Annotated in this window: 11 protein-coding genes; 3 read left to right on the forward strand and 8 right to left on the reverse strand. The window is 71.1% G+C overall.

Going from position 1 to position 22,273, the window contains the following annotated elements:
* Positions 1-26: 26 nt before the first annotated feature.
* Together VMR06_RS11085 and prpE are read right to left on the reverse strand one after the other, a co-directional pair.
* Entirely contained in the window at positions 27-1,235 is a 1,209-nt protein-coding gene (locus tag VMR06_RS11085; protein ID WP_325376233.1) for an NAD(P)/FAD-dependent oxidoreductase, read from the reverse strand.
* 122 nt (positions 1,236-1,357) lie between these two features.
* The gene (prpE, locus tag VMR06_RS11090) at positions 1,358-3,274 is read right to left on the reverse strand and encodes a propionate--CoA ligase (RefSeq protein ID WP_325376572.1); all 1,917 of its coding nucleotides are present in this window, start codon (positions 3,272-3,274) and stop codon (positions 1,358-1,360) included.
* 745 nt (positions 3,275-4,019) lie between these two features.
* Between prpE and VMR06_RS11095 the strand changes: the two genes are divergently transcribed.
* Positions 4,020-6,461 carry a winged helix-turn-helix domain-containing protein gene (locus tag VMR06_RS11095; RefSeq protein WP_325376235.1) on the forward strand — a complete coding sequence of 814 codons (2,442 nt, stop codon included), beginning with the start codon at positions 4,020-4,022 and terminating at the stop codon, positions 6,459-6,461.
* A gap of 245 nt (positions 6,462-6,706) precedes the next feature.
* Complete coding sequence (locus VMR06_RS11100; protein ID WP_325376237.1) at positions 6,707-7,861, forward strand: Kelch repeat-containing protein; 1,155 nt, start codon at positions 6,707-6,709, stop codon at positions 7,859-7,861.
* A gap of 368 nt (positions 7,862-8,229) precedes the next feature.
* Here VMR06_RS11100 and VMR06_RS11105 read toward each other — a convergent pair whose 3' ends face one another.
* The 5 genes from VMR06_RS11105 to VMR06_RS11125 all read right to left on the reverse strand — a co-directional run bounded on the left by VMR06_RS11105 (position 8,230) and on the right by VMR06_RS11125 (position 19,021).
* Complete coding sequence (locus VMR06_RS11105) at positions 8,230-9,894, reverse strand: hypothetical protein (RefSeq protein WP_325376240.1); 1,665 nt, start codon at positions 9,892-9,894, stop codon at positions 8,230-8,232.
* Positions 9,895-10,810: 916 nt separating this feature from the next.
* A complete protein-coding gene (locus VMR06_RS11110) occupies positions 10,811-11,089 on the reverse strand; it encodes a SymE family type I addiction module toxin (RefSeq protein ID WP_325376242.1) in 279 nt (92 codons plus the stop codon).
* A 187-nt stretch (positions 11,090-11,276) separates the two neighbouring features.
* On the reverse strand, positions 11,277-12,110 hold the full coding sequence (locus tag VMR06_RS11115; protein ID WP_325376244.1) for a DUF72 domain-containing protein: 834 nt from the start codon (positions 12,108-12,110) through the stop codon (positions 11,277-11,279).
* A gap of 68 nt (positions 12,111-12,178) precedes the next feature.
* Positions 12,179-13,471, reverse strand: coding sequence for an MFS transporter (locus tag VMR06_RS11120; protein ID WP_325376246.1), 1,293 nt, complete (start codon positions 13,469-13,471; stop codon positions 12,179-12,181).
* Between the two features lie 258 nt (positions 13,472-13,729).
* On the reverse strand, positions 13,730-19,021 hold the full coding sequence (locus VMR06_RS11125; RefSeq protein WP_325376248.1) for a proprotein convertase P-domain-containing protein: 5,292 nt from the start codon (positions 19,019-19,021) through the stop codon (positions 13,730-13,732).
* Positions 19,022-19,757: 736 nt separating this feature from the next.
* Between VMR06_RS11125 and VMR06_RS11130 the strand changes: the two genes are divergently transcribed.
* Positions 19,758-20,297 carry a hypothetical protein gene (locus VMR06_RS11130; protein ID WP_325376250.1) on the forward strand — a complete coding sequence of 180 codons (540 nt, stop codon included), beginning with the start codon at positions 19,758-19,760 and terminating at the stop codon, positions 20,295-20,297.
* Positions 20,298-20,607: 310 nt separating this feature from the next.
* Here the strand turns inward: VMR06_RS11130 and VMR06_RS11135 are convergent, their stop codons facing one another.
* Entirely contained in the window at positions 20,608-22,080 is a 1,473-nt protein-coding gene (locus VMR06_RS11135; protein ID WP_325376253.1) for a choice-of-anchor J domain-containing protein, read from the reverse strand.
* Between the last annotated feature and the right edge of the window lie 193 nt (positions 22,081-22,273).

Below are 22,273 nucleotides of genomic sequence, written 5' to 3' on the forward strand. Positions count from 1 at the left end.
GTTCTCCTCGCAGTTCGGTTCTGTTCTTAGACGGCGCAGTCGCGCAAGGGCACGTCGGGGTCGGCCAGACGTGCCGGATCGACGCGCACGCGCTGAGCGACCCAGCGGCGGGCGATCGCCATGTCCCGCGACGAATTGACGGTGGTGGCGCCGGCGACGTGACCGGTATCGGCGAGGCGGAACACGCTGAACACATCGCCGTCGACATCGCCCCGCGCGACCGCGCGACCGGCGCATGCGTCGCCCACGACCTGGATGTTGGTCGCCCCCTGATCGGACCAGAACCAGGCCGGCGCCTCGTATCGCGTCTGCTGGCCGAGCAGATTGGCGGCCACGGCGGCCGCGTGGTTCTGCGCATTGGCCCAGGTCTCGATACGGCCGTGCCGATCGCCGATCGGCTGCGACGCGACGTCTCCCGTCGCGAAGATCGACTCGATCGCGGTACGGCCCCATGCGTCCACGCGAATGCCGGACTCATCGGCGATGCCCAGCGGTTCGAAGCCCCGGGTGTTGGGCTCCACGCCGATGCCGACGAGAACTTGATCGGCCTCGAGCACGTCCCCGCCGGACAGCCGCAGCCGCCGTTCGCCGAGGCATGCGTCGAGCGTCGAACGGTACCGGATGTCGACGCCCGCATTGCGATGCATCCTGTCCAGAAACCGCGAGACCGTCGCGTCCACGCTTCGCGACATCAGGCGGTCTCCGGCCTCGACGATGGTGACCTCGCAGCCGCGCGAGCGGGCAGCGCACGCGACTTCGAGCCCGATGACGCCACCGCCCACGATCACCAGCGATCGGCCGGGAACGAGCGCCGCGCGCAGCGCGCAGGCGTCCTCGATCGTACGCAGCGCGATGACGCCGCTGCGTCCGTCGAGGACGGCCGGCAGCCGTTTCGCGCGCGTTCCGGTGGCGATGACGAGACGATCGAACGGCAGTTGCCGTCCGTCGTCGAGGCGAACCCGCTTCGAGGCCGCATCGACGCTCGCCGCCTGTCGTCCCAGCTCGAGCGTGATCGACTGGCTGCGATAGTCGTCCTCGGACTTGATCGGACGCGGTGGCCGATCGTTCTCGAACAGCAGCTCCTTGGAGAGCTGCGGGCGCTCGTACGGAAGATGCGCTTCTTCTCCGACGAGCGTGATCGATCCGTCGAATCCCGAGCGGCGCAGGCCCAGTGCGACCGTCGCGCCCGCCTGGCCGGCGCCGAGAATCACGATGGTCTTCACGGCATCGTTCACGGCGACGCCCTCCATGCGGTCGCGGCCGTGCCGGCACCGATCGGGGCCGGCCTCGAAAGAAGCGGTTCGGGAGGTGGGATGTTCATGGCTGGAATCGGCTGCTTCGTAGATCGATCGCGAGGTCAGGCGCCGGCGCCGGCGTCGGCGCCCCGGCCGAGCGCGGCATGGATGTCGTTCAGCGCTTCCGGATCCTCGATGGTCGACAGATCGCCCGGCGCTTCGCCCGCGGCGAGCGCGGTGATCACGCGCCGCAGCAGCTTTCCGGATCGGGTCTTCGGCAGGGCGTCGACGATGTACGCCCTGGCCGGACGTGCGACCGCGCCGAGCCTGGATTCGATCGTCCGTAGCAGGTCGGCAGCGGCGGCGGCGCGCCCCGCGCTGTCGCCATCGGCCTTGCGCAGCGTCGCGAACACCACCGGCACCTGGCCCTTGACGACATCGGGAACGCCGATGACCGCGGCCTCGGCGATGGCCGCGCATCCGGTGCAGGCCTCCTCGATCTCGCGCGTGCCGAGCCGATGGCCGGCGACGTTGATGACGTCGTCCGTGCGGCCGAGGATGTAGGTGTAGCCGTCCTCGTCCTGGATCGCCCAGTCCAGCGAGGTATAGGTCTGCTTGCCGAATGCCGAGAAGTAGCTTTTGCAGAATCGATGATCGTCGTTCCAGATCGTGGTCATGAAGCCCGGAGGCAGGGGCTGGTCGAACACCAGGACGCCTTTGCGGTTCGGCGGCAGCGTCGCTCCGGTGTGCTCGTCCACGACACGGATGCGGTAGCCGAGATTGGGCAGACCGGGCGATCCGAACTTCACCCGATGCAGGTCCAGCCCGGGCTGGAGCGTGATCGCGGGCCAACCGGTTTCGGTCTGCCAGTAGTTGTCGACGACCGGCTTCCCGAGCGCTTCGCTGATCCATTGCGCGGTGGGGACGTCGAGCGGCTCGCCGGCCAGGAAGAGGTACTTCAGGCCGGTCAGGTCATGACGCGTGATGTGCGCGCTGTCGTGCTTCTTGAGGATGCGGATCGCGGTGGGCGAGGTGAACATCGTCCGCACGCGGTATTTCTCGCACAGCGACCACCAGATGCCGGCGTCCGGCGTGAACGGAAGCCCTTCGTAGAGCAGCGAGGTCGCGCCGACCAGAAGCGCACCGTAGACGTTGTACGAATGGCCCACGGCCCAGCCGACGTCGGAGGTCGAGAACATCGTCTGGCCCGGGCCGACATCGAAGACGGTCTCCATCGAGAGCGCCAGTGCGACCGCGTAGCCGCCGATGTCGCGCTGCACGCCCTTGGGCCTTCCGGTCGTCCCCGAGGTGTAGAGCAGGTAGCTCGGCTCGTTGGACTCCAGCCACACCACCGGCTCCTGCGCCATTCCGACTTCTTCGCACAGGCGCGCGTAGTCCTCGTCGCGGCCGGATGTCATCGGCAGGTCCGGATCGAGCCCGCGCGAGACCACCAGAACCTTGGCGGGCGCGTGCTCCGCGCGGCTCAGCGCTTCGTCGACCAGCGGCTTGTAGCGGATCAGGCGGCCGCCACGCATACCCGCATCGGCGGTGATCAGCAGGCGCGGACGCGAGTCGTCGATGCGGACGGCGAGATTGGAGGCCGCGAAGCCGCCGAATACGACCGAGTGGACGGCACCGACGCGGGCGCACGCGAGCATCGCGAACGCGGCTTCGGCGATATTGGGCATGTAGATGATGACGCGCTCGCCGCGCGCGACGCCAAGCCGCTTGAGGATGGCCGCGAACCGGTTGACCTCGCGATGCAGCTCGCGATACGTGACCTCGCGGGTGATGCCCGTTTCGGTCGATACCGCCACCAGCGCCAGCTGCTCGCCGCGCTGTTCGACGTGGCGGTCCACGGCGTTGTAGCAGAGGTTGGTGTACCCGCCGGCGAACCACCGCCGGAACGGCAGGCTCGAGCAGTCCAGGATCGATTCCGGCGCGACGTGCCAGTCGATTCGCCCGGCCTGCGCCGCCCAGAATCCTTCCGGATCCTCGATCGATCGTTCGTAGGCCTTCCGATAGCCGCCCGCGAGCATGACGCGTGCTGCCGCGAGTCCGGGGATCGCCTTATCGGTCATGGATCGCTCCGCACGGCGTCGACTGCCGATTCACCGGAACCGAGTCCGGGAGACGCGACGCGCAGGCGGCAGGCGAGGAGCGCGCCGCCTCGGCACGTGGCGAGGATGCTCGGCGAGCGAACATCGTCTTGGGCAATCGGGAATCCCCTGGCATCGCAACGTCTCGGCTGAGTTTCACGCTTCACTCGATCACGATACAGACGAACCAGTCTGTTTGTATGTTGACCGATCTTGGTCTACGCCGACGTCATCGTCAATGCACGTTTTTCGACTGGACGCTGTGCATCGCACAAGAATTGACGGAAAAAAAAGCCTATGCGCGAGCGATTCAGGACGCCGGAGCAGCTTGTGCGTCGCACCAACTGTCGCGCGATAAAGAACCGCCCGCCGCGCCACGGCGAGGCGAGACGCCGCGGTGACCGGGATATCGGCAGGCTGGAAGCCGGTGTTCTTGGAAACGCCGTCGCACCTGCGCCCTCGCCCGGCGCCGCAGGCGCACGTCCGGGCGGCGCGAGTTCGAGGACGGGTGCCGATGCGGTGGTCGATGGCTCGCCCGGATCTGACCGACGATCGCGATGCGTGGCGTCCGGTATCGGCGCATTTGGCCGTCCAAATCGATCGATCGTGTGGCCGGAAACAAGGGCAACCGCACCGCCACGCCGAGTTGACAGCCGGTTCGGCGCGGCCGCATAAACTGGCGGTCATGAATGCGTCCATCCACCGATTCGCCGATCTGCGCCTGGACCCGGCGACGCGCACGCTCTGGCGCGGCGACGCGCCGGTGCCGGTGCCGCCCAAGGCGCTGGACTGCATCGGCTATCTGATCGAGCACCGCGAGCGCGCGGTCGGCCGCGACGAGCTGATCGCCGCGGTCTGGGGCAAGGTCGACATCAGCGACAACGCGCTCGGCCAGGCGATCCTGCAGGCGCGGCGCGCGCTCGGCGCGCACGCCGAGGCGATCCGCACCGTGCCGCGCTACGGCTACCACTGGCAGTTGCCGCTGCTGTCCGAGCCCGGCGAAGCGACGCAGCCTGAGCCGGCGCCGGCGCCATCGGTCGCGATGCCCGCCGCACCGGTACCCGAGACGATCCGGGCCGCGACAATGCCGATGTGGCGAAACCGCTCGCACTGGGCGATCGCCGCGGCGCTGCTGGCCGTGGTCGCGCTGGCGGTGTTCGACCGGCTGCGGCCCGGTCCGCCGGATCGCGCGCACGCGCAGCCGGCCGCTGCCATGCGCGACGCCCTGGTGCTGCCGGCCCGGGTCGACGCCGATCCCGAGCATGGCTGGATGCGGCTCGGCGTGATGGACCTGGTCGCCGGCCGGCTGCGCGCATCCGGCCAGACCGTGGTGCCGAGCGACAACGTGGTCGCGCTGGCACAGCGCCGCGGCGGCGGCGAAGCCGATCCGGCCTTCGTCGCCGAGCTGCTGCGCGTGACCGGCGCGGCGCGCGCGGTCACGGTCACCGCCGAGGCCGGCGCCGAGGGCTGGGTGGTCAGCCTCGCCAGCACCGAGGGCGTACCGGCGGCCGCGGTCGGCCAGGCACCGGACGTGCTCGACGCGGCGCGCCAGGCGGCCGACCAGTTTGCGCGCGTCACCGGGTTCACGCCGGCGCCGAGCGCGACCGGTGATGCCGAGCAGGCGTTCGCGACGCTGATCCAGCAGGTCGATGCGGAGCTGCTGGCCGGCCGGCTCGACGCCGCGCGGCAGCGGCTGGACGCGGCTACGCCGGATCAGCAGGGCCGCGCCGAGCTCGCGCACCAGCGCGCGCAGATCGATTTCCTGCAGGGCCGGCTCGGCCAGGCCGAGATGGCCTGGACCGCGCTGCTGACGCGCGTGTCGATCGCCGATGCCCCGGTGCTGCGCGCGCGCATCCACAACGGCCTGGCCAATCTGGCCTATGTGCGCGAGGACCACCCGACCGTGATCGCGCAGGCCGAGGCCGCGGTGCGTGCGCTGGAGGGCCAGCACGCGCCGTACGAACTCGGGCGCGCGCTGATCGGCCTGGCCAGCGGCCACGGCGCGCAGCGCCGCTACGACGAGGCGCTGGCCGACTACGCGCAGGCGCGCGTCGCGTTCGCGGCCGCCGGCGACCGGCTCGCGCTGGCGCGCGTGGATGCCTATCAGGGCCTGCTCGACTTCGCGCGCGGCCGCCCCGGCGACGCCCTGCCGGTGCTCGCCGACGCGGCCGAACGGCTGCAGGCGTTCGGCGCGCTGATCGAGGAGCTGCACACGCGCGTCGGCGTGGTCTATGCGCAGCTGGCGCTGCTGCAGCCGGCGCAGGCGCTGGCGCAGAACGCGCGCCTGCTCGAACTCGGCGAGCGCGTCGGCGATCCGCGCCGGCGCCACTACGCCGACCTGGCCCGCGCGCGCAGCCTGGCCGCGACCGGCCGCCTTGCCGAGGCACAGGCGATCGTCGACGCGCTCGGCACGACGGCTGTCGCGCATCCGGCCGAGCTGCTCGCGCAGACCCGCAGCTGGCTGCCGCTGGTCGCCGGCCAGCTCGCGCTGATGCGCGACGACCCGGCCGACGCGGTCGACGAGGCGGCCGGCGCGATCGCGGTCACCGACGCCGGCGATGCGCACGACCGCTCGACCGCCTACTGGCTCGGCTGGCGCGCGCTGCAGCGCGCCGGGCGGACCGGCGAAGCCGCCGGCTGGGCGCGCGACGCGGCGGCCTGGAACGGTGCGCGAGATCACGCCGGCGCGCGGATCCGCCTGGCGCTGATCGAGGCCGGCGCCGCGGCCGGGCGCGGCGACGAGCCGGCGGCGCAGACCGCCTACGCCCGTGCGCTCGCCGAGGCCGACGCCTGGCGCGTGCCGGCCGATCTGCTGCAGGTCGCGCGCGCCTATACCGACCACCTGATCGAACGCGGCGATCTGGCGCAAGCCAGCGTCGTCGCCGGACGCATCGCGGCCTGGGCGCCTTCGGACTTCGAGGCCGCGCTGCTGCAGGTCGCGCTGTACCGCGCGGTCGGCCAGACCGGCGCCTGGCGCGCCGCGCTCGCGGCCAGCCGGTCACTGGCCGGCGAGCGCGCGATCCCGCCGGATCTGCTGGTGCCGCCGCCGGGCCGGACCGCACCGGATGCCGATGGCGGCCATGTGGTCCGGGCCGAGGCCACGCCACGGGCGGTGGCCGCGCGTTGAGCGCCGGCATGCCGGCGGCGGCGCCCGGCGCAGGGCGAGAGCCGCATCGGCAGCGGTTGCCGAATGCCGGGGAACGGCCTCGCGCCGCCGCGCGGCAGGCCGGTCTCCAGTCCGCCGCGAACGCCGCGCTCATCGCGTACAAACGGTTCGCTCATGCAATCGGCATGCGCATTGGCGGGCGTCGCCGCACCGTTGGCGGTGAGATCCGGCGCGTCCGGCGCCGGCCGCTGGGAGGATTCGATTCGATGAACGTGTTCAAGCAGTGCGTGGCCGTCCTGATCGCGGCGACCGGTGCCGGCGGCGCCGGCGTGGCGGAAGCTCAGGGCACGTTCGTGCCGACCGCGGCGATGACGACGCCGCGCGCGCACCAGGGATCGGTCGTGCTGGCGGACGGACGCGTGTTCCAGTACGGCGGCATCTCGGCGATGGGCGACATCCTGGCCAGTGCCGAGCTCTACGATCCGCTGACCGATACCTATGCGGCGGCCGGCGCTGCCGCCGACGCGCGCATGCGTCCGACCACGGTCGGCCTCGCCGACGGCCGCGTGCTGGTCACCGGCGGACGCAGCGGCAAGGACGGCTCGATCATTCCGACCGCGGTCGAGATCTACGACCCGGCCACCGGCACGTTCGGACCCGCCGGCTCGGTGTCGACGCCACGCTACGTCGGCATCGTCGCGCGCCTGCCCGACGGCAAGGTGCTGCTGACCGGCGGCTTCAACTTCAGCGACGGCACGCTCGGCAGCTCGGAGATCTACGATCCGGCGGCGCAGACCGCGACGCCAACCGGCAGCCTGGTCCATCCGCGCGATACCTACGGCCATGCGCTGACACTGGCCGACGGGCGGATCATGATCGTCGGCGGCTACAACGACGACGGCCCGCTGGCGACCGTCGAGATCTACGATCCTGCGGCCGGCACGTTCGCGCTGACCGGCGACATGCCCGACGCACGCGGCGACCACTGCGCGCTGGTGCTGGCCGACGGCCGCGTGCTGGTGCTCGGCGGTTTCGGCAGTGACTGGAACTACGCGATGGACGCCTATCTGTGGGATCCGGCCACCGGCCAGTTCCGCACCGCCGGCCGCATGACCTATCCGCGCGCGAATGCGCATGCGACCCTGCTCGCCGACGGCCGCGTGCTGGTCGCCGGCGGCAGCACGACCGGCGGCTCGGACCTCTACGAACCGCGCGCCGAAATCTGGGACCCGGCGAGCGAGACCTTCGGCGAGACCGGCGCGATGATCACCGCGCGCTCGGGCGGCCGCGCCGAGCGCCTCGGCGACGGCCGCGTGCTGTACATGGGCGGCTGGTTCGGCGACGGCCAGAACCCGACCGGCGACTCGGAGCTGTTCGTGCCGATGACCGAGACGATCTTCGCCGACGGCTTCGAGGGCTGACCGCGCCCTACGCGGCGACCGGTCTGCCTCCGCTGCGGGCCGGCGCGCAGCGGCACCGAACGCTATCGTCGCGGCGGCGAGGTGGCCGACATCCGGCGCCGAAGCGACGCCGCGAATCGGGCCGCGCGGAGCGACATCGACGGCGATGGCGGGCGGGTCAGCCTTGCCACTCGGACATCGCGATGATCCTCGACGGCCGTGCCAGGGCGCAGGGTGCGCGATAGCTCGCGATGGAGCTGATCGACGCGCACGCGTCGACGCCTGATTCGCTGCGCAGCGGCCGCCATGCGCCGGCTGGAACCACAGCAGCGCAGCGGCGACTCAGGCCTCGCGCCGTCGCGTGCGCGACCAACCCGGCGCGGTCATGCTCAGTAGCGCGCCGCCGTCAGCGGCGCATCGGCCCACTGCCAGGCCAGCGCCTGCCGGCGCAGCGTCTCGTCCGCGGCGTCGGCCTGGCCGAGCGCGCGCTGCGCCTGCGCCAGGCCGTACAGCGACCAGCCGTTCTCGGGATAGGCCAGCAGATCCGCGGCGAACGCGTCCGCGGCGCCTTGCGCATCGCCGGCCTCGAGCAGCGCGGCGCCCAGATACGGCCGCACCGGCAGCGGCCAGTCCGGCGGTTCGTTGTAGGCCAGCGCGTCTTCCGCGGCAGCCGCTTCGCGCAGCGCGGCGATCGCCTGCGCGTGTTGGCCCTGCGCGCGCAGCCGTTCGCCGCGCAGCAGGGCGTCGGCGACGCGCAGCACGGCATCGGCGCGATTGATGTCGAAGAAGCTGACGTTCGCCATCGCCGGATCGCGCATGATCGTCTGCAGAGCCTCGGCCTCCTGTGCGGCATCGGCGAATGCGCCGCGGCGCGCGTGCGCCATGCCGCGCGCGAAATGCCCGATCGCGGCCGGATACGGCAGCGCCGGCAGTGCGGTGTCGGCAAGGATCGCGTCCCAGTCGCCGAAGCGGACCCGGGTCAGCACCGGCGCGACGACGAACTGCTGCATGAACGCCATCGCCGGCTGGCCCATGGCATCGCGGTCCGCGCGCTGCGCGGTCTGCGCCGCGGCCTGCAGCGCCATCGAGCGCGAGCCGGTCAGGCCGGTGGTCATCGTCACGAAATGCCAGTTGTGCGGCACGTAGCCGAGCGGATAGACGCCGTTGCTGCCGCGGCAGACCGCGAGGAACGCCTGGTCGGCCGTGGTCGCGGCGAAATTGGTCAGCGTCGCGTCGTGATAGCGGCCGATCCGCACGTAGGTATGCGCCGGCATGTGCACGAGATGACCCGAGCCGGGCGCCAGCGCGGCCAGCGCGTCGGCATAGGGCTCGGCGCGTTTCGGATCGGGCGAGGCTTCGGTGGCATGGATGTAGTAGTGCATCGCGCCGATGTGACGCGGATTGCGCGCCAGCACGCGCTCGAGCTCGCCGATGATGCGCGACGTGAACTCGGCCGGCGCGCCGTCCGGTCCCCAGTACGCCCACGGCGAGAGATCCATCAGGGCTTCGGCGTAGAGCGTGGCGGCATCGTCGTCGCCGGGGAACTGCGCGACGACGCGCGCCATCGCCTCGGCATAGGCCTGGTCCAGCGGCCGCCGGTCGGCAGGTGGCGGGTCGGCGTAGCGGGCCTGCAGCGCCTCGATCAGCGCGCGATCGGCCGGCCGCGCATCGGCGGCGAGGCGCAGCGCCTGCGCGGCCAGCGCGGTCGCAACCTGCGCCGAGGCCGGATCCATCGCCAGGTTGATATTGGGCCCGAGCACCAGCGCCTGGCCCCAGACGCACATCGCGCAGCGCGGATCGAGCCGCGCGGCCTCGGCGAACGCGCGCGCGGCGGCCTCGTGATTGAAGCCGTAGGTCAGGCGCAGGCCCTGGTCGAAGTAGCGCTGTGCCGCCGGCACGCGCGTGGCGACGTCGCGATGCAGATCGCCGAACGTGTCGAACAGCGGCACCACGGCGGGCGCGGCGTCGCCGGCCGGCTTCGGCGGCGCATCGCAGCCGGCCAGCGGCAGCACCAGCAGGACCGGCAGCAGCAGGAGCCAGGATCGCGGCATCATCGGTGTGTCTCCCTCCGTCGGTTGTAGGTTCGTCAGTCCGGGACCCGGCGCGACGCAACGGGCCGCCGGACGATCCGAAGGCAGCGGGCGCCGGCGGGCCGGGGCCGGCACGGCGGGGCCTCGGCCGGCCCCGGAGCGCGACGCCCGCGCGATGCACGGCGCGCCAGCGCCGCAGCGCCGGAGAGGCGGCGCCGCGCCGCAGCGTCGGATCGCCGACGACCGCCATTCGGGTCCGATCTTGCCGCGTCCCGGCCCGGAGCGAATGCGGCGATCGCCTCCGGCAGGCCGATCCTCAGCATTTCCGAAGCTTTTCCCACGAGGCGGCGGCCGGATCAGTGGGCGGCGCCCGAGGCCGGCCGTCGGGCAGCCAGCGCGGCACCGCTTTGCGTCGACCGGCGTCGGCTGGCCTCGGTCGACCCCGGCGTCGCCGCTGCCACGGGCCGCCGAGGCCGCCAGGCGACCGGGCGCCCGGGTCGATTGCTGACGGCGCCGTAAGAGATTTCCTACGCCCGGGAGCGACGCATTCGGAGGGCCGTTCCGGAAACGCCGGGCCGGTCCGGACGGTCGGCCATGCAGGTCCGCCCGATCGCATCGGGCCATTGCCCGCCAGCCGCCCGCACTCCGCGCCGCTGCGGCGTATCGCGCGTCGTACGCGTCTCCGGGCCAATCTCCTACAGCCGCGTAAGAAATCTCCTACGCAGCAAGCCGCTCACGGCTGACACCGCCGCGGGCGGATGGCTGACCGCAGCCCGCGCCGGCCGGACGGCCCGGCCGCAGCTCGATTGCGACGCGGCCGGCAGGCCCGCCTGCCGAGGGGCAGGCGGGCACGGGCTGCCCCCGGTGTTGGCAGCCGGCATCCGACCGGCATGACCGAGCGCGCGCGATCGCCGCGGCGTGCGCGCTTTCGGCGCTGCCGTCAGGCGGTCTTGCGCGACCGGCGCGGCGGCGGTGTCTCGGGCTCGGGCGCCGGGGGAATCACGCGGATCACCAGTTCGCCGTTGGCGACGATGACTTCGGCCTTGTCGCCGATCGCAAAGCCGGCCTCGGCCAGCCATTGGCCGCCGAGCTTGAGCGCGGGCACCACGCGTGTCAGCCACTGGCCCTGCAGCGGCCGGTAGTGGTCGTAGCCGATCGTCACCTGGCTCGGCTTGAAGGCCCGCTGCGGGCCGGTCGGTTGGATCGAGAGATGGGTCATGGTCGCGTTCCTTGGACGGGGGAGGACATCACCGCAGTCGCGACGTGCCGGAGCTGCGTCCCGGATCGGGCGCGATGCGGCGCTCGACGCGTTGCGGTGAGGCCAGTCTGCGGCGCGGGCGTCTCAACAGCCGCGACGCCGGCGCCGCGGGCTGGCCGATGCGGTCTGCGGCGCGACGGCGCGCCGCTCAGCGCACCAGACGCGCCTGCAAGGCCATCGCGGCCGCCGGATTGCGGACCTTGGCCGCGCTGATGAAGTAGACGTAGACCGTGCGCGGACGGACCGGCGCGGCATCGGCCGCTTCGATGGTCGGCAGATCGGCCGGCGCGCGGCCCTCCGCCCAGATCCGCGCGCGATCGGCCCAGGCGTCGAGCTCGGCCGCGGTGTAGCCGGACGGCTCGTCCTCGCGGCTGCGCATCAGCCGCGCATAGACGATCTCGCCGGTCAGATCGGCGAACGAGGGATAGTCCGGCGAATCGGTGAACACGCTCGGCAGGCCGTGCGAGCGCATCAGCGCCAGGTAGTCCGCGCACGCGAAGCTGGGATGACGCACTTCCAGCACGTGCTGCAGCGGCACGCCGTCGAGATCGCGCGGCAGCAGGTCCAGGAAGGCCGCGACGTCGTCGCGGTCGAAGCGGCGCTGCGGGCGGAACTGCCAGAGGATCGGACCGAGGCGGTCGCCGAGTTCGGACAGGCCGCCAAACACGAAACCGTCCACGGCCTTGCCGACGCCGGCCAGCTGACGCGCCTCGGTGCAGTAGCGCGGCGCCTTCAGCGAGAACCGGAATCCGGCCGGCGTCTCGGCGGCCCAGCGCGCATAGGTGGCCGGCTTCTGCGCCCCGTAGAACGTGCCGTTGACCTCGATCGTGCGCAGCTGGCTCGCCGCGTACGTCAGTTCGCGCTTGTGCGCGAGCTTGGCCGGATAGAACGTCTCGCGCCACGGCGCGAACGTCCAGCCGCCGATGCCGACGCGAACGTCGGCCCCAGCGGCGGGCTTGGCTGCGAACAGGTCCGGATGCATCGGCGTCCTCGTCGGCATGGATCGGCTGCCATTGTCACCCGATGCGGCGCGGCACGCAGACGGCTGCGCTATCGCATCGCGGAGGCGGCATCGCGCCGGCCGGGAACGCCCCACACGGCCGCGGCGAGGCCGCCCAGCGCCGCAGCGGCGACGTAATAGACCGCGGCCTGCGGCTCGCTGCGCAGCCAGAGCGCGACCGCCAGCGGCGTCAGTCCGCCGGCGATCGCGTAGGCGCCGTTGTACGCGAACGAGATGCCCGAGTAGCGGATCGGCGCCGGAAACGCCTGCACCATCGCGCTCGGCACGGCACCGACCACGCCGACGCACAAGCCGGTCACCGCGTACAGCGCGATCAGGTGCTGCGGCATCGCGCGCGCGCCGGCATAGAGCATCGCGGTGGCCGCGATCAGCACCAGCGCGCCGACGATCAGCACCGCGCGCACGCCGTAGCGGTCGGCGGCCAGGCCGTAGACGATGCAGCCCACGCACAGCGCCAGCGTCGCCGCGCTGTTGGCGCGGGCCGCCTCGGCGGCCGGGATCGCCAGCAGCGTCTGCAGCAGCGTCGGCGTCATCAGGATTACCACGACGATGCCGGCCGTCAGCATCCAGGTCAGCAGCATCGACACCACGACGGCGCGGCCGTGGCCATGCAGCACCTCGCGCAGCGGCAGGCCCTCGCTGAGCGCACGGCGCGCGCGCAGCGACTCGAACACCGGCGTCTCGTGCAGGAAGCGGCGCAGCCACATCGCGCCCAGGCCGAACACGCCGCCGAGCACGAACGGCCAGCGCCAGGCGCCCGCGAGCACGGCCTGTGGACTCCACCACGCGTTGACCGCGCTGGCGACCAGCGATCCGAGCAGGATGCCGAACGTGAGCCCTGCGGTCAGCGTGCCGCAGGCCAGGCCGATGCGGGCGGGCGGCACGTGCTCGGAGACGAACACCCAGGCGCCGGGCACCTCGCCGCCGACCGCCGCGCCCTGCACCAGACGCAGTGTCAGCAGCAGCAGCGGTGCAGCCAGGCCGATCTCGGCATAGGTCGGCAGCAGACCCATCAGCAGCGTCGGCACCGCCATCAGCAGCACGCTCAGTACGAAGATGCGCTTGCGTCCGACGCGATCGCCGAAATGCGCCATCACGATGCCGCCGAGCGGCCGCGCCAGATAGCCGGCCGCGAAGATGCCCAGCGCCTGCAGCTGGCGCATCCATTCCGGGAGGTCGGGCGGAAAGAACAGCTGCGCCAGCACCGCCGTGAAGAACACGAAGATGATGAAGTCGTAGAACTCCAGCGCGCCGCCGAGCGCGGCCAGGCTCAGCGTGCGCAGATCGCGTCGGGTCAGGGCGCGGGGGTCGGCATCGGTCATCGGCGGCTCGCGCGGCGAAACGGCGCGCAGGTATAGCACTGTGTATTCGGCTGCGGGAATGGCGCTTTCGGGCGAGGCGCCCGCGGACCTGCATCGACGCGTCCAGGACCGGTTCGCCGGACGCCGCCGCGGCAGGGCTGCCGACAGCGGTGCCGGATCATGCCGTCATCGGCATCGACGAGGCGCTCGAGGCGCCGGCGGCCGCAGCCGCCGGGCATCACCCCGGGCCGCCCGCAGATGGCGGGTGGCCCGCCATCGTCAACGCAGGCGGCGCCGCGGTGCCGCGATCGCCAGCCCGGCCAGGCCGAGCGCCAGCAGCAGCGCGGCCAGCCCGCCGAGCGTCGGCACTGCGACCGCCTCGACCGGCGTACCGACCATGAACACGGTCGGATCGGTCGCGCCTGGGGCGCCCGGATCGTCGCTGAGCGCGGCGGCCTCGTTGCTGCCGTCGCCGTCGCCGTCGTAGGCGGCCTGGGCCTGGTTGCTGACCGAGCCGGTGGCGCCGGCGCGGATCGCCGCGTCGATCAGGATCGTCACGCTGCCGCCAGCCGCGATCGGACCGTTCCAGGTCACCGTATTGGCGCCGACGTTCGCGGTCGCCGTGCCGCTGCTCGCACTGGCCGCGATCAGCGCCAGCTGCGGCGGCAGCACGTCGACCAGCTCGTCGCCGGGGTTGTCGGCCTGCGCACCGCCGGCATTGGCGAGCACGATCGTGTAGCGGATCGCACCGCCGGGCACGAAGCTGCCGCTGACGCTCTTGCGCACCGATACCTCGGCGCCGGCGACCGGCACCTGCACCGTGGTCGTGTCGGTGGCGCTGTCGCTGGACGGATCCGGGTCGGTGGTACCGGCCGGCGCGGCGATCGTCGCGGTGTTGCTGATCGTGCTGCCCGCGGCCGCGCTCGGATCGACCGGACAGGTCGCCGTGAACGTCACGCTGGCGCCCGACGGCAGATCGACGCTCGCGGCGATCGTGCCGCTGCCCGAGGCCGGGCAGCCGGCGCCGCCGGCAGCCGCACAGGTCCAGGTCGGCGCGAGGCAGGACGCCGGGAACGTATCGGTCACGGTCGCACCGGTCACGGCCTGCGGACCGGCATTGGACGCGACGATCGTATAGATCAGCGTGCCGCCGGCGGCCACCGTCGCGACGCCGTCGGTCTTGGTGATCGACAGGTCCGCGCTGGCGCTGAGCGTGTCGGTATCGGTCGCACTGTTGTTGCCGGGCGTCGGATCGGTCACGCCGGCCGGCGCGGCGATCGTCGCGGTGTTGACGAGGCTGCCGCTGGCGCCGGCGTCGATCGCGCAGACCGCCGTATAGGTCACGCTCGCACCGGACGGCAGGTTCGCCGGATCGGCGATGTTGCCGCTGCCGCTCGGCGTGCAGCTGCCGCCGCCGCTGCCGGCGCAGATCCAGGTGCAGCTCAGCGTCGAGGCGAACGTGTCGGTCACGACCGCGCCGGCCACCGCACTCGGTCCGGCATTGGCAGCGACGATCGTGTAAGTCGTCGAGCCGCCCGGCGTCGCGCTCGCCACGCCGTCGGTCTTGGTGATCGACAGGTCCGCCGACGCGCCGAGCGTGTCGGTGTCGGTCGCGCTGTTGTTGCCCAGGTTGGGATCCGACGCGCCAGCTGGCACATTGATGCGAGCTGTATTGACAAGGCTGCCGCTGGCGCCGGCATCGATCGCGCATGCCACCGTATAAACGACACTGGAGCCTGCCGGCAGATTGACCAGATCGGCGATATGGCTGCTGCCGCCGGACGCGCACGTTCCCCCGCTCGAGCCTGCGCAGGTCCAGGTACAGGCCAGCGTGGCCGGGAACTCGTCGGTCACCAATGCACCTGTTATGTCGCTGGGTCCGGCATTCGAAGCGACGATCGTATAGGTCGTCGATCCACCCGGCGTCACGCTGCCGACCCCATCGGTCTTGGTGATCGCCAGATCGGCTTCGGCAACCAGGAAGTCAGCGTCCATCGCGCTGTTGTCGCCCGGGCTGGGGTCGTCGACACCAGCTGGTGCCGTAATGGTCGCCGTATTGATCAGATTGCCGCCGGCATCTGCATCGACTGCGCAGTTGGCCGTATACGTCACGCTCCCGCCCGCCAGCAGACTGGCCGCATCGGCGATGTTGCCGCTTCCGGAGGACGTGCAAGTGCTCCCGCTTGAGCCGAGACAGGTCCATGTGCAGGTCAGTATCGGCGCGAATACGTCGCTGACCACTGCACCGGTGACGGCACTCGGACCGGCATTCGAAGCAGTGATCGTATAGATCGTGTTGCTCCCCGGCGCCACGGTGGTCACACCGTTGGTCTTGGTGATCGACAGATGTGCGATCGCGCCTGCCACCGTGAACGAAGTCGGATCGGCAGCGCCGGGTAGAGTCGGATCGTCGGTGACGCCGCTTGATTCGTTGTTGCCGTCCGCGTCGGCGTCGTAGGCGAAGCTGCCCTGGTTGGTGACGATTCCTGTAGCGGACGGCGACAGCAGCGCTTCGATCACGACCGAAACGCCGCCCACATGTCCTTCGATCGCCCCGTTCCAGGTCACCGTATTCGTAGCGACGTTGGCGACGGTGGTACCGCCGTTTGAGGATGCCGACACGAGAGTGAGCTGAGGCGGCAGCACGTCGATGAACTCGTCACCCGGGTTGTCCGCCTGCTCGCCACCGCTATTGGTCAACGACGCGATGTAGGTAACCGTTGTGCCGGGCACGAAGCTACCACTGACTACTTTTATCGCGCTGATCTCGGCACCAAGAGCGATGATCGTATCGGTGTCGGTGGCGCTATTATTGCTGCCATCCGGATCCACACCGCTGAGCTGAGTAACTGTCGCGGTGTTGACGAGCATACCGGTCGCATTGGCGGCCAATGTGCACGCAGCGGTATAGGTAACGCTACTGTTGACTGGCAGTGCGACGATATCGTTTATGTTGCCGCTGCCCGTAGCCGTGCACGAGCCTCCAGCCGCACCGGCGCATGTCCACTCACAGAAGAGGAAGGGCGGAATGACATCCGTGACGAGCGCTTGTGGTGCGTCGCTCGGGCCGGCATTGCTGGCGACGATCGTGTAGGTCACCGGACCGCCCGGCGTCACGCTGGTCACGCCGTCGGTCTTGGTGATCGACAGATCGGCCTGCGGCGTCAGCGTGTCGGTGTCGGTCGCGCTGTTGTTGGCGGGCGTCGGGTCGGTCACGCTGGCGGTCACCGTCGCGGTGTTGGCCAGCATGCCGGTCGCGGCTGCGCTGATCGCGCAGCTGGCCGTGTAGGTGACGCTGCCGCCGGACGGCAGGACGACCGTATCGGCGATATTGCCGCTGCCGGCCGCCGTGCAGGTGCCGCCGCCGGCACCGACGCAGGTCCAGGTGCAGGTCTGCGCGGCCGGGAACGTATCGGTCACGGTCGCGGCAGGGTCGGCATCCGGTCCGGCGTTGCTCGCGGTGATCGTGTAGGTCACGCTGCCGCCCGGCGTCGCGGTGGTGACGCCGTCGGTCTTGGTGATCGCCAGGTCCGCGGTCGCGGCGCGGCAGGCGGTGATGCTGATGTCGTCGACCGCGACGCCGGCGAAGTTGACCGAGTCGTCGCTGCTCAGATTGAAATTGAGCTCGACGTTCTGGCCGGCCAGCGCGTCGGCACGCGCGACGACCTGGCTCCAGCCGGCACGCGCCGGAATGTTGACGGTCGGATTGCCGACCGCGTCGACCATCGTCGCATCGAGCCACTCGAACAGACGCACCGGACCGGCACCGCCGACCTGACGCAGATCGACGCTGTAGAGGTCGAAGCTCGCGGACTCCATCTGGTACTGGTGCGACCAGCGCACGACGACCGGCGCAGACAGCCCGGCCAGATTGATCGCCGGCGAGGTCAGGTTCTGATTGCTCGACACGTTGTAGGTGCTGTCGAGATCGGTCTTCCAGCAATTGACGCCGCTGGCGCAGCTGTTGAACGCCGCGACCGGATTGGTCGTCGCGGTCGCTGCGGTCGCCGGCAGGCCGAGCTCCCACTCGTCCTGCGTGCCGCTGTGCGTGAAGCCGGCGGCGCCGCTCTCGAAGTCGGTTGCGTACACCGTCGTCGGCACGAAACCCGGACCGCAGGTCGGCGGCGGCGGCGGTTCGCAGATGCGCAGGCTCCAACCGGTCAGCGTGCCGCCGTTGGCGTTGTTGCCGTCGTCGCGCAGATCCAGCGTCCAGGTGCCGCCGGCGTTTTCGCCGTCGAACCACGCCAGCCGGTAGAGGGGCTCGGGCTTGAGCCGCACGCCGCGCAATACCGTGAACGTCGGCGGGATCGCCGCCTCGTCGTCGAAGACCACGTCCATCTGCTGCTGGCCGCCGGTCGCGCCCGCACCGATGTCGGTGAACAGGCCGATGTCGTTGCCGCCCGGCGAGCGCAGATGCGCGTCGACGTCAGCCATCAGCGCGTGGTTGAGCACGATCTCGACGTCGAGATCGCCGATGCGCGGATTGCCGGGCACCGTGATCGTCGAGCTGACCAGCCCGTTCGCCGGGCCGATCGTCCTCGGCACGTCGGTGCTGGTGTAGACGGTGCAGGCCGCCAGCGGCATCGGCGGCGACGCCACGCTGACGCTGAGGTGATAGGTCGCGGTCGGACCACCGGTGGCCGCGCTGGCCGAATCGACGAATGCGAAGTAGGTGCCGGCCGTCTTGATCGAGAAGACCAGCGCCTCGGACAGCGGATTGGCGGCCGAGCCGGTGCTGGCGTCGTCGATCACCAGGATCTGGTTGCCGGCGTCGCCGAACAGCGCGATGCCCAGACGCGCGTTCCATTGCACGGCGTCGCGTTCCGGATCGGCGTCCAGGCTCAGGAACACCGTGTCGCCGGCGTTCGCGGTGAAGCTGTACCAGTCCTGCTCGGTCGCCGCGGCCGGGCTGCGCGCACCGCTGACCCAGCCGTTGGCCGGCAGCGGATTGGCGGTGGCCGGCGTATCGTTGGATTCGACCTCGGGCGTCGGCGCGCCGCGCTGGAGGCGGAAGTGCAGCTCGTACGGGCGCAGCGTCTGCGCGGCACTGGAATGGTTGACGCGCAGATAGTAGGTGCCGTCCGCAGGGATCAAGGTACCGGCGATGCTCGAGGACGTCGCCAGGAGCGAGCCGTCGTCTTCGTCGAATTCCAGTGCCGTGGTGCCGTCGCTGCCAATCAGGCGCAACTGGCTGTTGGACGAACTGCTGGTATCGGCCGAGGTGACGACGGCCGCGTAGACGCGATCGCCGGCCAGCGCGGCGAAGCTGTAGTAGTCGACGTCCCCGGCCGGAAAGATCGTGCCTTGCATGCGCACGTAGCCGGGACCGCCGAGCGGCGTAGCGGTGGCGGCCGCGCCGTTGGGCTCGATCTCGCTCGGGAACTCGCTCGAGAACACGCGCGTCGACATCGGCGTCGTGCCGCGCGGCCGCGCCGGCAGCGCCTTGCTCTCGACGAACGGCGTCGACGCCGGCAGCGGCGAGAACTGCAGTTCACTGCTCGCCGGCTGCGCCCCCAGCGCGCCGGCCAGCAAGGCGATACCCATCACGCACAGCAAGACGGCCACGCGCATGGCCCGGCTCTGCATCTTCATCTTCGGATCCCCACCGGGACGGTGCGGTGTCCGTCCGGCTTCGTTCCCCGCAGCGGCCGCCGGCCCTGTGCCCTCGGTCCCCCCACCGCAGGCGCACGATACGCCCAATTTTGTGAAAGCGTCCACAAGATTGCGAGAGGAGCCGCAAGCTGTGGGTGGCCTGCCGCCCATCCTCGCCCGAGGTCACGCGAGTTCTTTGCAGTTGGGCCACAGCTATCGCAGCCGTTGAAAAGGCATTCTGATCGCGCCGTTCACAGAAGTCTCAATTCCATCTCATCATCAAACCCAAATCGTTACGTCTATCTACCAACGAACAATCCGACAGTGCCGCCTCTGCTAGCTGCGCCTTCGCTTCAGCGCGCGACGTGCGGGCGAGGCGGCGATGACCGGCGGCGCCATGTTCGGACCCGGCCCAGCGATGGCGCGTGCATCACCATTCCCGCTTTCGCGCCGGACACGCCGCTGACGCCGCTGCGAATGCCGGGGCGTCGCAGCAGGGCCATACCGCAGCGCGCGTGTGTCGAGCCGTTTCAACCAATCGCCGCCGATACGAATCCACCGTGATCGCGGTGATCTGCCGCCGGCCCGCGCCTGCCCGGGCCGGACCGGCGGCGCGCAACCGAACCCGTCGGTTCGGTCCGCGCACGGATGTGACCGATCCGACGCCGCCTCGCGGCACGGCTCGACCCGGCCAGGCTCTTACACCGGAGCGTCAATGAATTCGAAGAATGCGCGTGTGCTGCCGCTGGCCTCGACCCTGCTCCTGGTGGGCATCCTCACCTTCATCGTCCACGAGTTCGCGCATTGGCTGGCCGGAACCCTGCTCGGCTATCCGATGCGCATGACACCGAACCAGGCGCACTCGACGACGCCCATGCTGCCCCTGCACGAGTCGATCATGTCCGCCGCCGGACCGCTGGCGACCTATGCCCAGGCGGCCGTCGGTTATTGGCTGGTGACGAGGCGATCGTCTCTGGCCGGCTTCGCTCTGGTCTACATGGCGTTTTTCATGCGACTGGTCGCCATGGGCGTCAGCATGTTCCATCCCAACGACGAAGCCCGGATCAGCCTCGCGCTGGGACTTGGACTCTGGACGCTGCCGGCGTTGGCCGTTGCCGCATTGTTCGTACTGGTCGTTCTCGCCAGTCGCCGGATGCGAATCGGGGTCCGGGAACAGCTGGTCTGCTATCTCGCCGCGTCCGTCGTCGTCACCGTGGTCGTCGGCGTGGACGCGCTCTGGTTCAAGAGCACCTGAGCCTGGGCCGGACCCGCGGCGGTCACCTGGGTTCCTGGACGGACTCGTTCGCGCGGATCGGTTGCGAGGCCGTGCCCCGGGCGGCCGCGCCGTCAGCCGGACGTCCGCACCGATCGCCGCTCCACGGCGCCGGCTGGTCCTGCGCGCGCCCGGTCGCCGTCGACCACGACGATCGCGCGGCCTTCCGTCTGCGCATCGTCCGGCTCGGCCCACCGCCGCAGCGCGCTGCGCGCATCCGGATCGGCCGGCGCGGTCCTGTCTTGCCGTGCCGGTTCGCTGCCGCGCCCGCCGGGGGCGCGGCAGCGCCGGCTCACTCGGCCGGTGCCGGCGCCTGGCCGCCGCTCGGCCGCGCGGCGGCGTGGACGACCAGCAGCAGCGCGTCGTCGGCGTCGTAGAACGGCTGGTTGTCGACGGTCGAGATCAGCGTGGTCTGATCGACGATCGCGTCGAGCACCGCGCCGCCGGCCGCCGGCGAACTGCACGCGCCGGAGTAGTAGGTCGGCGCGGTCTGGCCGGCGCGGTTGAGGCCGGGCAGGAAGCCGGTGAACGCCTCGCCGTATTCCGAGCTGATCTCCACGACCAGGTCCTGGGTGTCGGCATCGGCGATCGTGCCCGTGATCGGCAGATTGCGGATCGTCGCCTGGTCGGCGCTGTAGACCGGCAGCTCGGCCTGGCCGACCAGGGTCATGTTCGCGTAGGCCAGTTCCGCACCGCGCTCGATCGCATAGAGACGCACCGGCACGTACTGGCTGCCGAGTGCGGCGTCGATGCCGATGTCCAGGCTCTCGATCGCGACGCGGCCGCTCAAGCCGTGCGCGGCGGCCAGATCGAAGCGGCGCAGCCAGGCGTTGCGGCGGTAGAACGGATGCTCGCCGTCGCTGTAGTGGCAGGCCACCGCGCGGCCCCACTGGACCGAGGTCGTATCGCGGCTCTGCGTGATGTAGCCGTCGCCGGGCTGCGCGTCGAAACCGCTCTGGAACATCCGGTTGTGGCGCAGCGGGCAGGACGGCGAGCCGGTCAGCTCGACCGTGTCGATCGCGACCGCCAGGCCATTGCCGATCCACGGCAGCGCGGTATCCGGGTAGTGGTTGTGGAACGCGATGCGGCCGCGGCCGCTCTCGGGCAGCGTCACGGTATAGCGGCGCCAGTTGTACGGGTAGCCTACGCACTCGGCCGGGTCGGCCTGATGGCACGGCTGGCTCAGCGCCAGCGCCTCGTTGATCGTCAGCAGCGGCGTGGTGAACGCGCCGACGTCCTGCGCAGTGGCGCCGACGTCGGCGCAGTCGCCGTCGGTGCAGGCGCGCACGATCAGGCGCTCCGGTCCGCTGCCGACGTTGTCGGTGGTCGCGCGCGTCCAGAAGCTCAGCGTCGCGCCGGGCGCGAAATCGATCGGCGGCGTGACCAGCCAGGTACTGGTGAACTCGCCGAAGGCGGCGTTCGTGAAGCCGGCCGACATCGCCCGCGACAGCGGCGAACCGGACTGCGCGCCGAACGTGATGTTGGACCAGCTGCCGTCGGGCAGATCGCCGGCTCCGAGCGCCCACCACAGGAGCTGCGGCGCGGCCGCCGGCATCGTGCTGCCGCCGCTGGTGTTGAAGCGCAGCCAGCCGTTCTCGGCATAGAGCGAGGCGATGTCCTCGAACGGCTCGACACAGGCTGCCTGCGGCGCGCCGCGCCCGGTCAGATCGCCGGCGCGGAACTCGCTGCCGGCGCTCGCGCCGAATGCGAGCGCGGGTGCCAGCCACAGGCCGGCCTGGATACATCGGTACACGTACGACTTCACTCGGTGGCTCCCCAGCAGGATGTCGGGCAACGGGCTCCGGCCGCGTCCCGATCGGACGGCGCAGGCAAGACCTGCGCACCTGGTTCGAGCAGCGATCGCGGGCGACCGGTCCTCGAGCGATCCTCTCCGGATCGCACCGCCGGGCTGCATCTCGCGGCCGGCGGTGACGGACGCCGGACGTTCCGGCGCACGA

Origin of the sequence: Dokdonella sp. (genome assembly GCF_035511235.1) — a bacterium.
In the GTDB taxonomy this organism is placed as follows: domain Bacteria; phylum Pseudomonadota; class Gammaproteobacteria; order Xanthomonadales; family Rhodanobacteraceae; genus Dokdonella.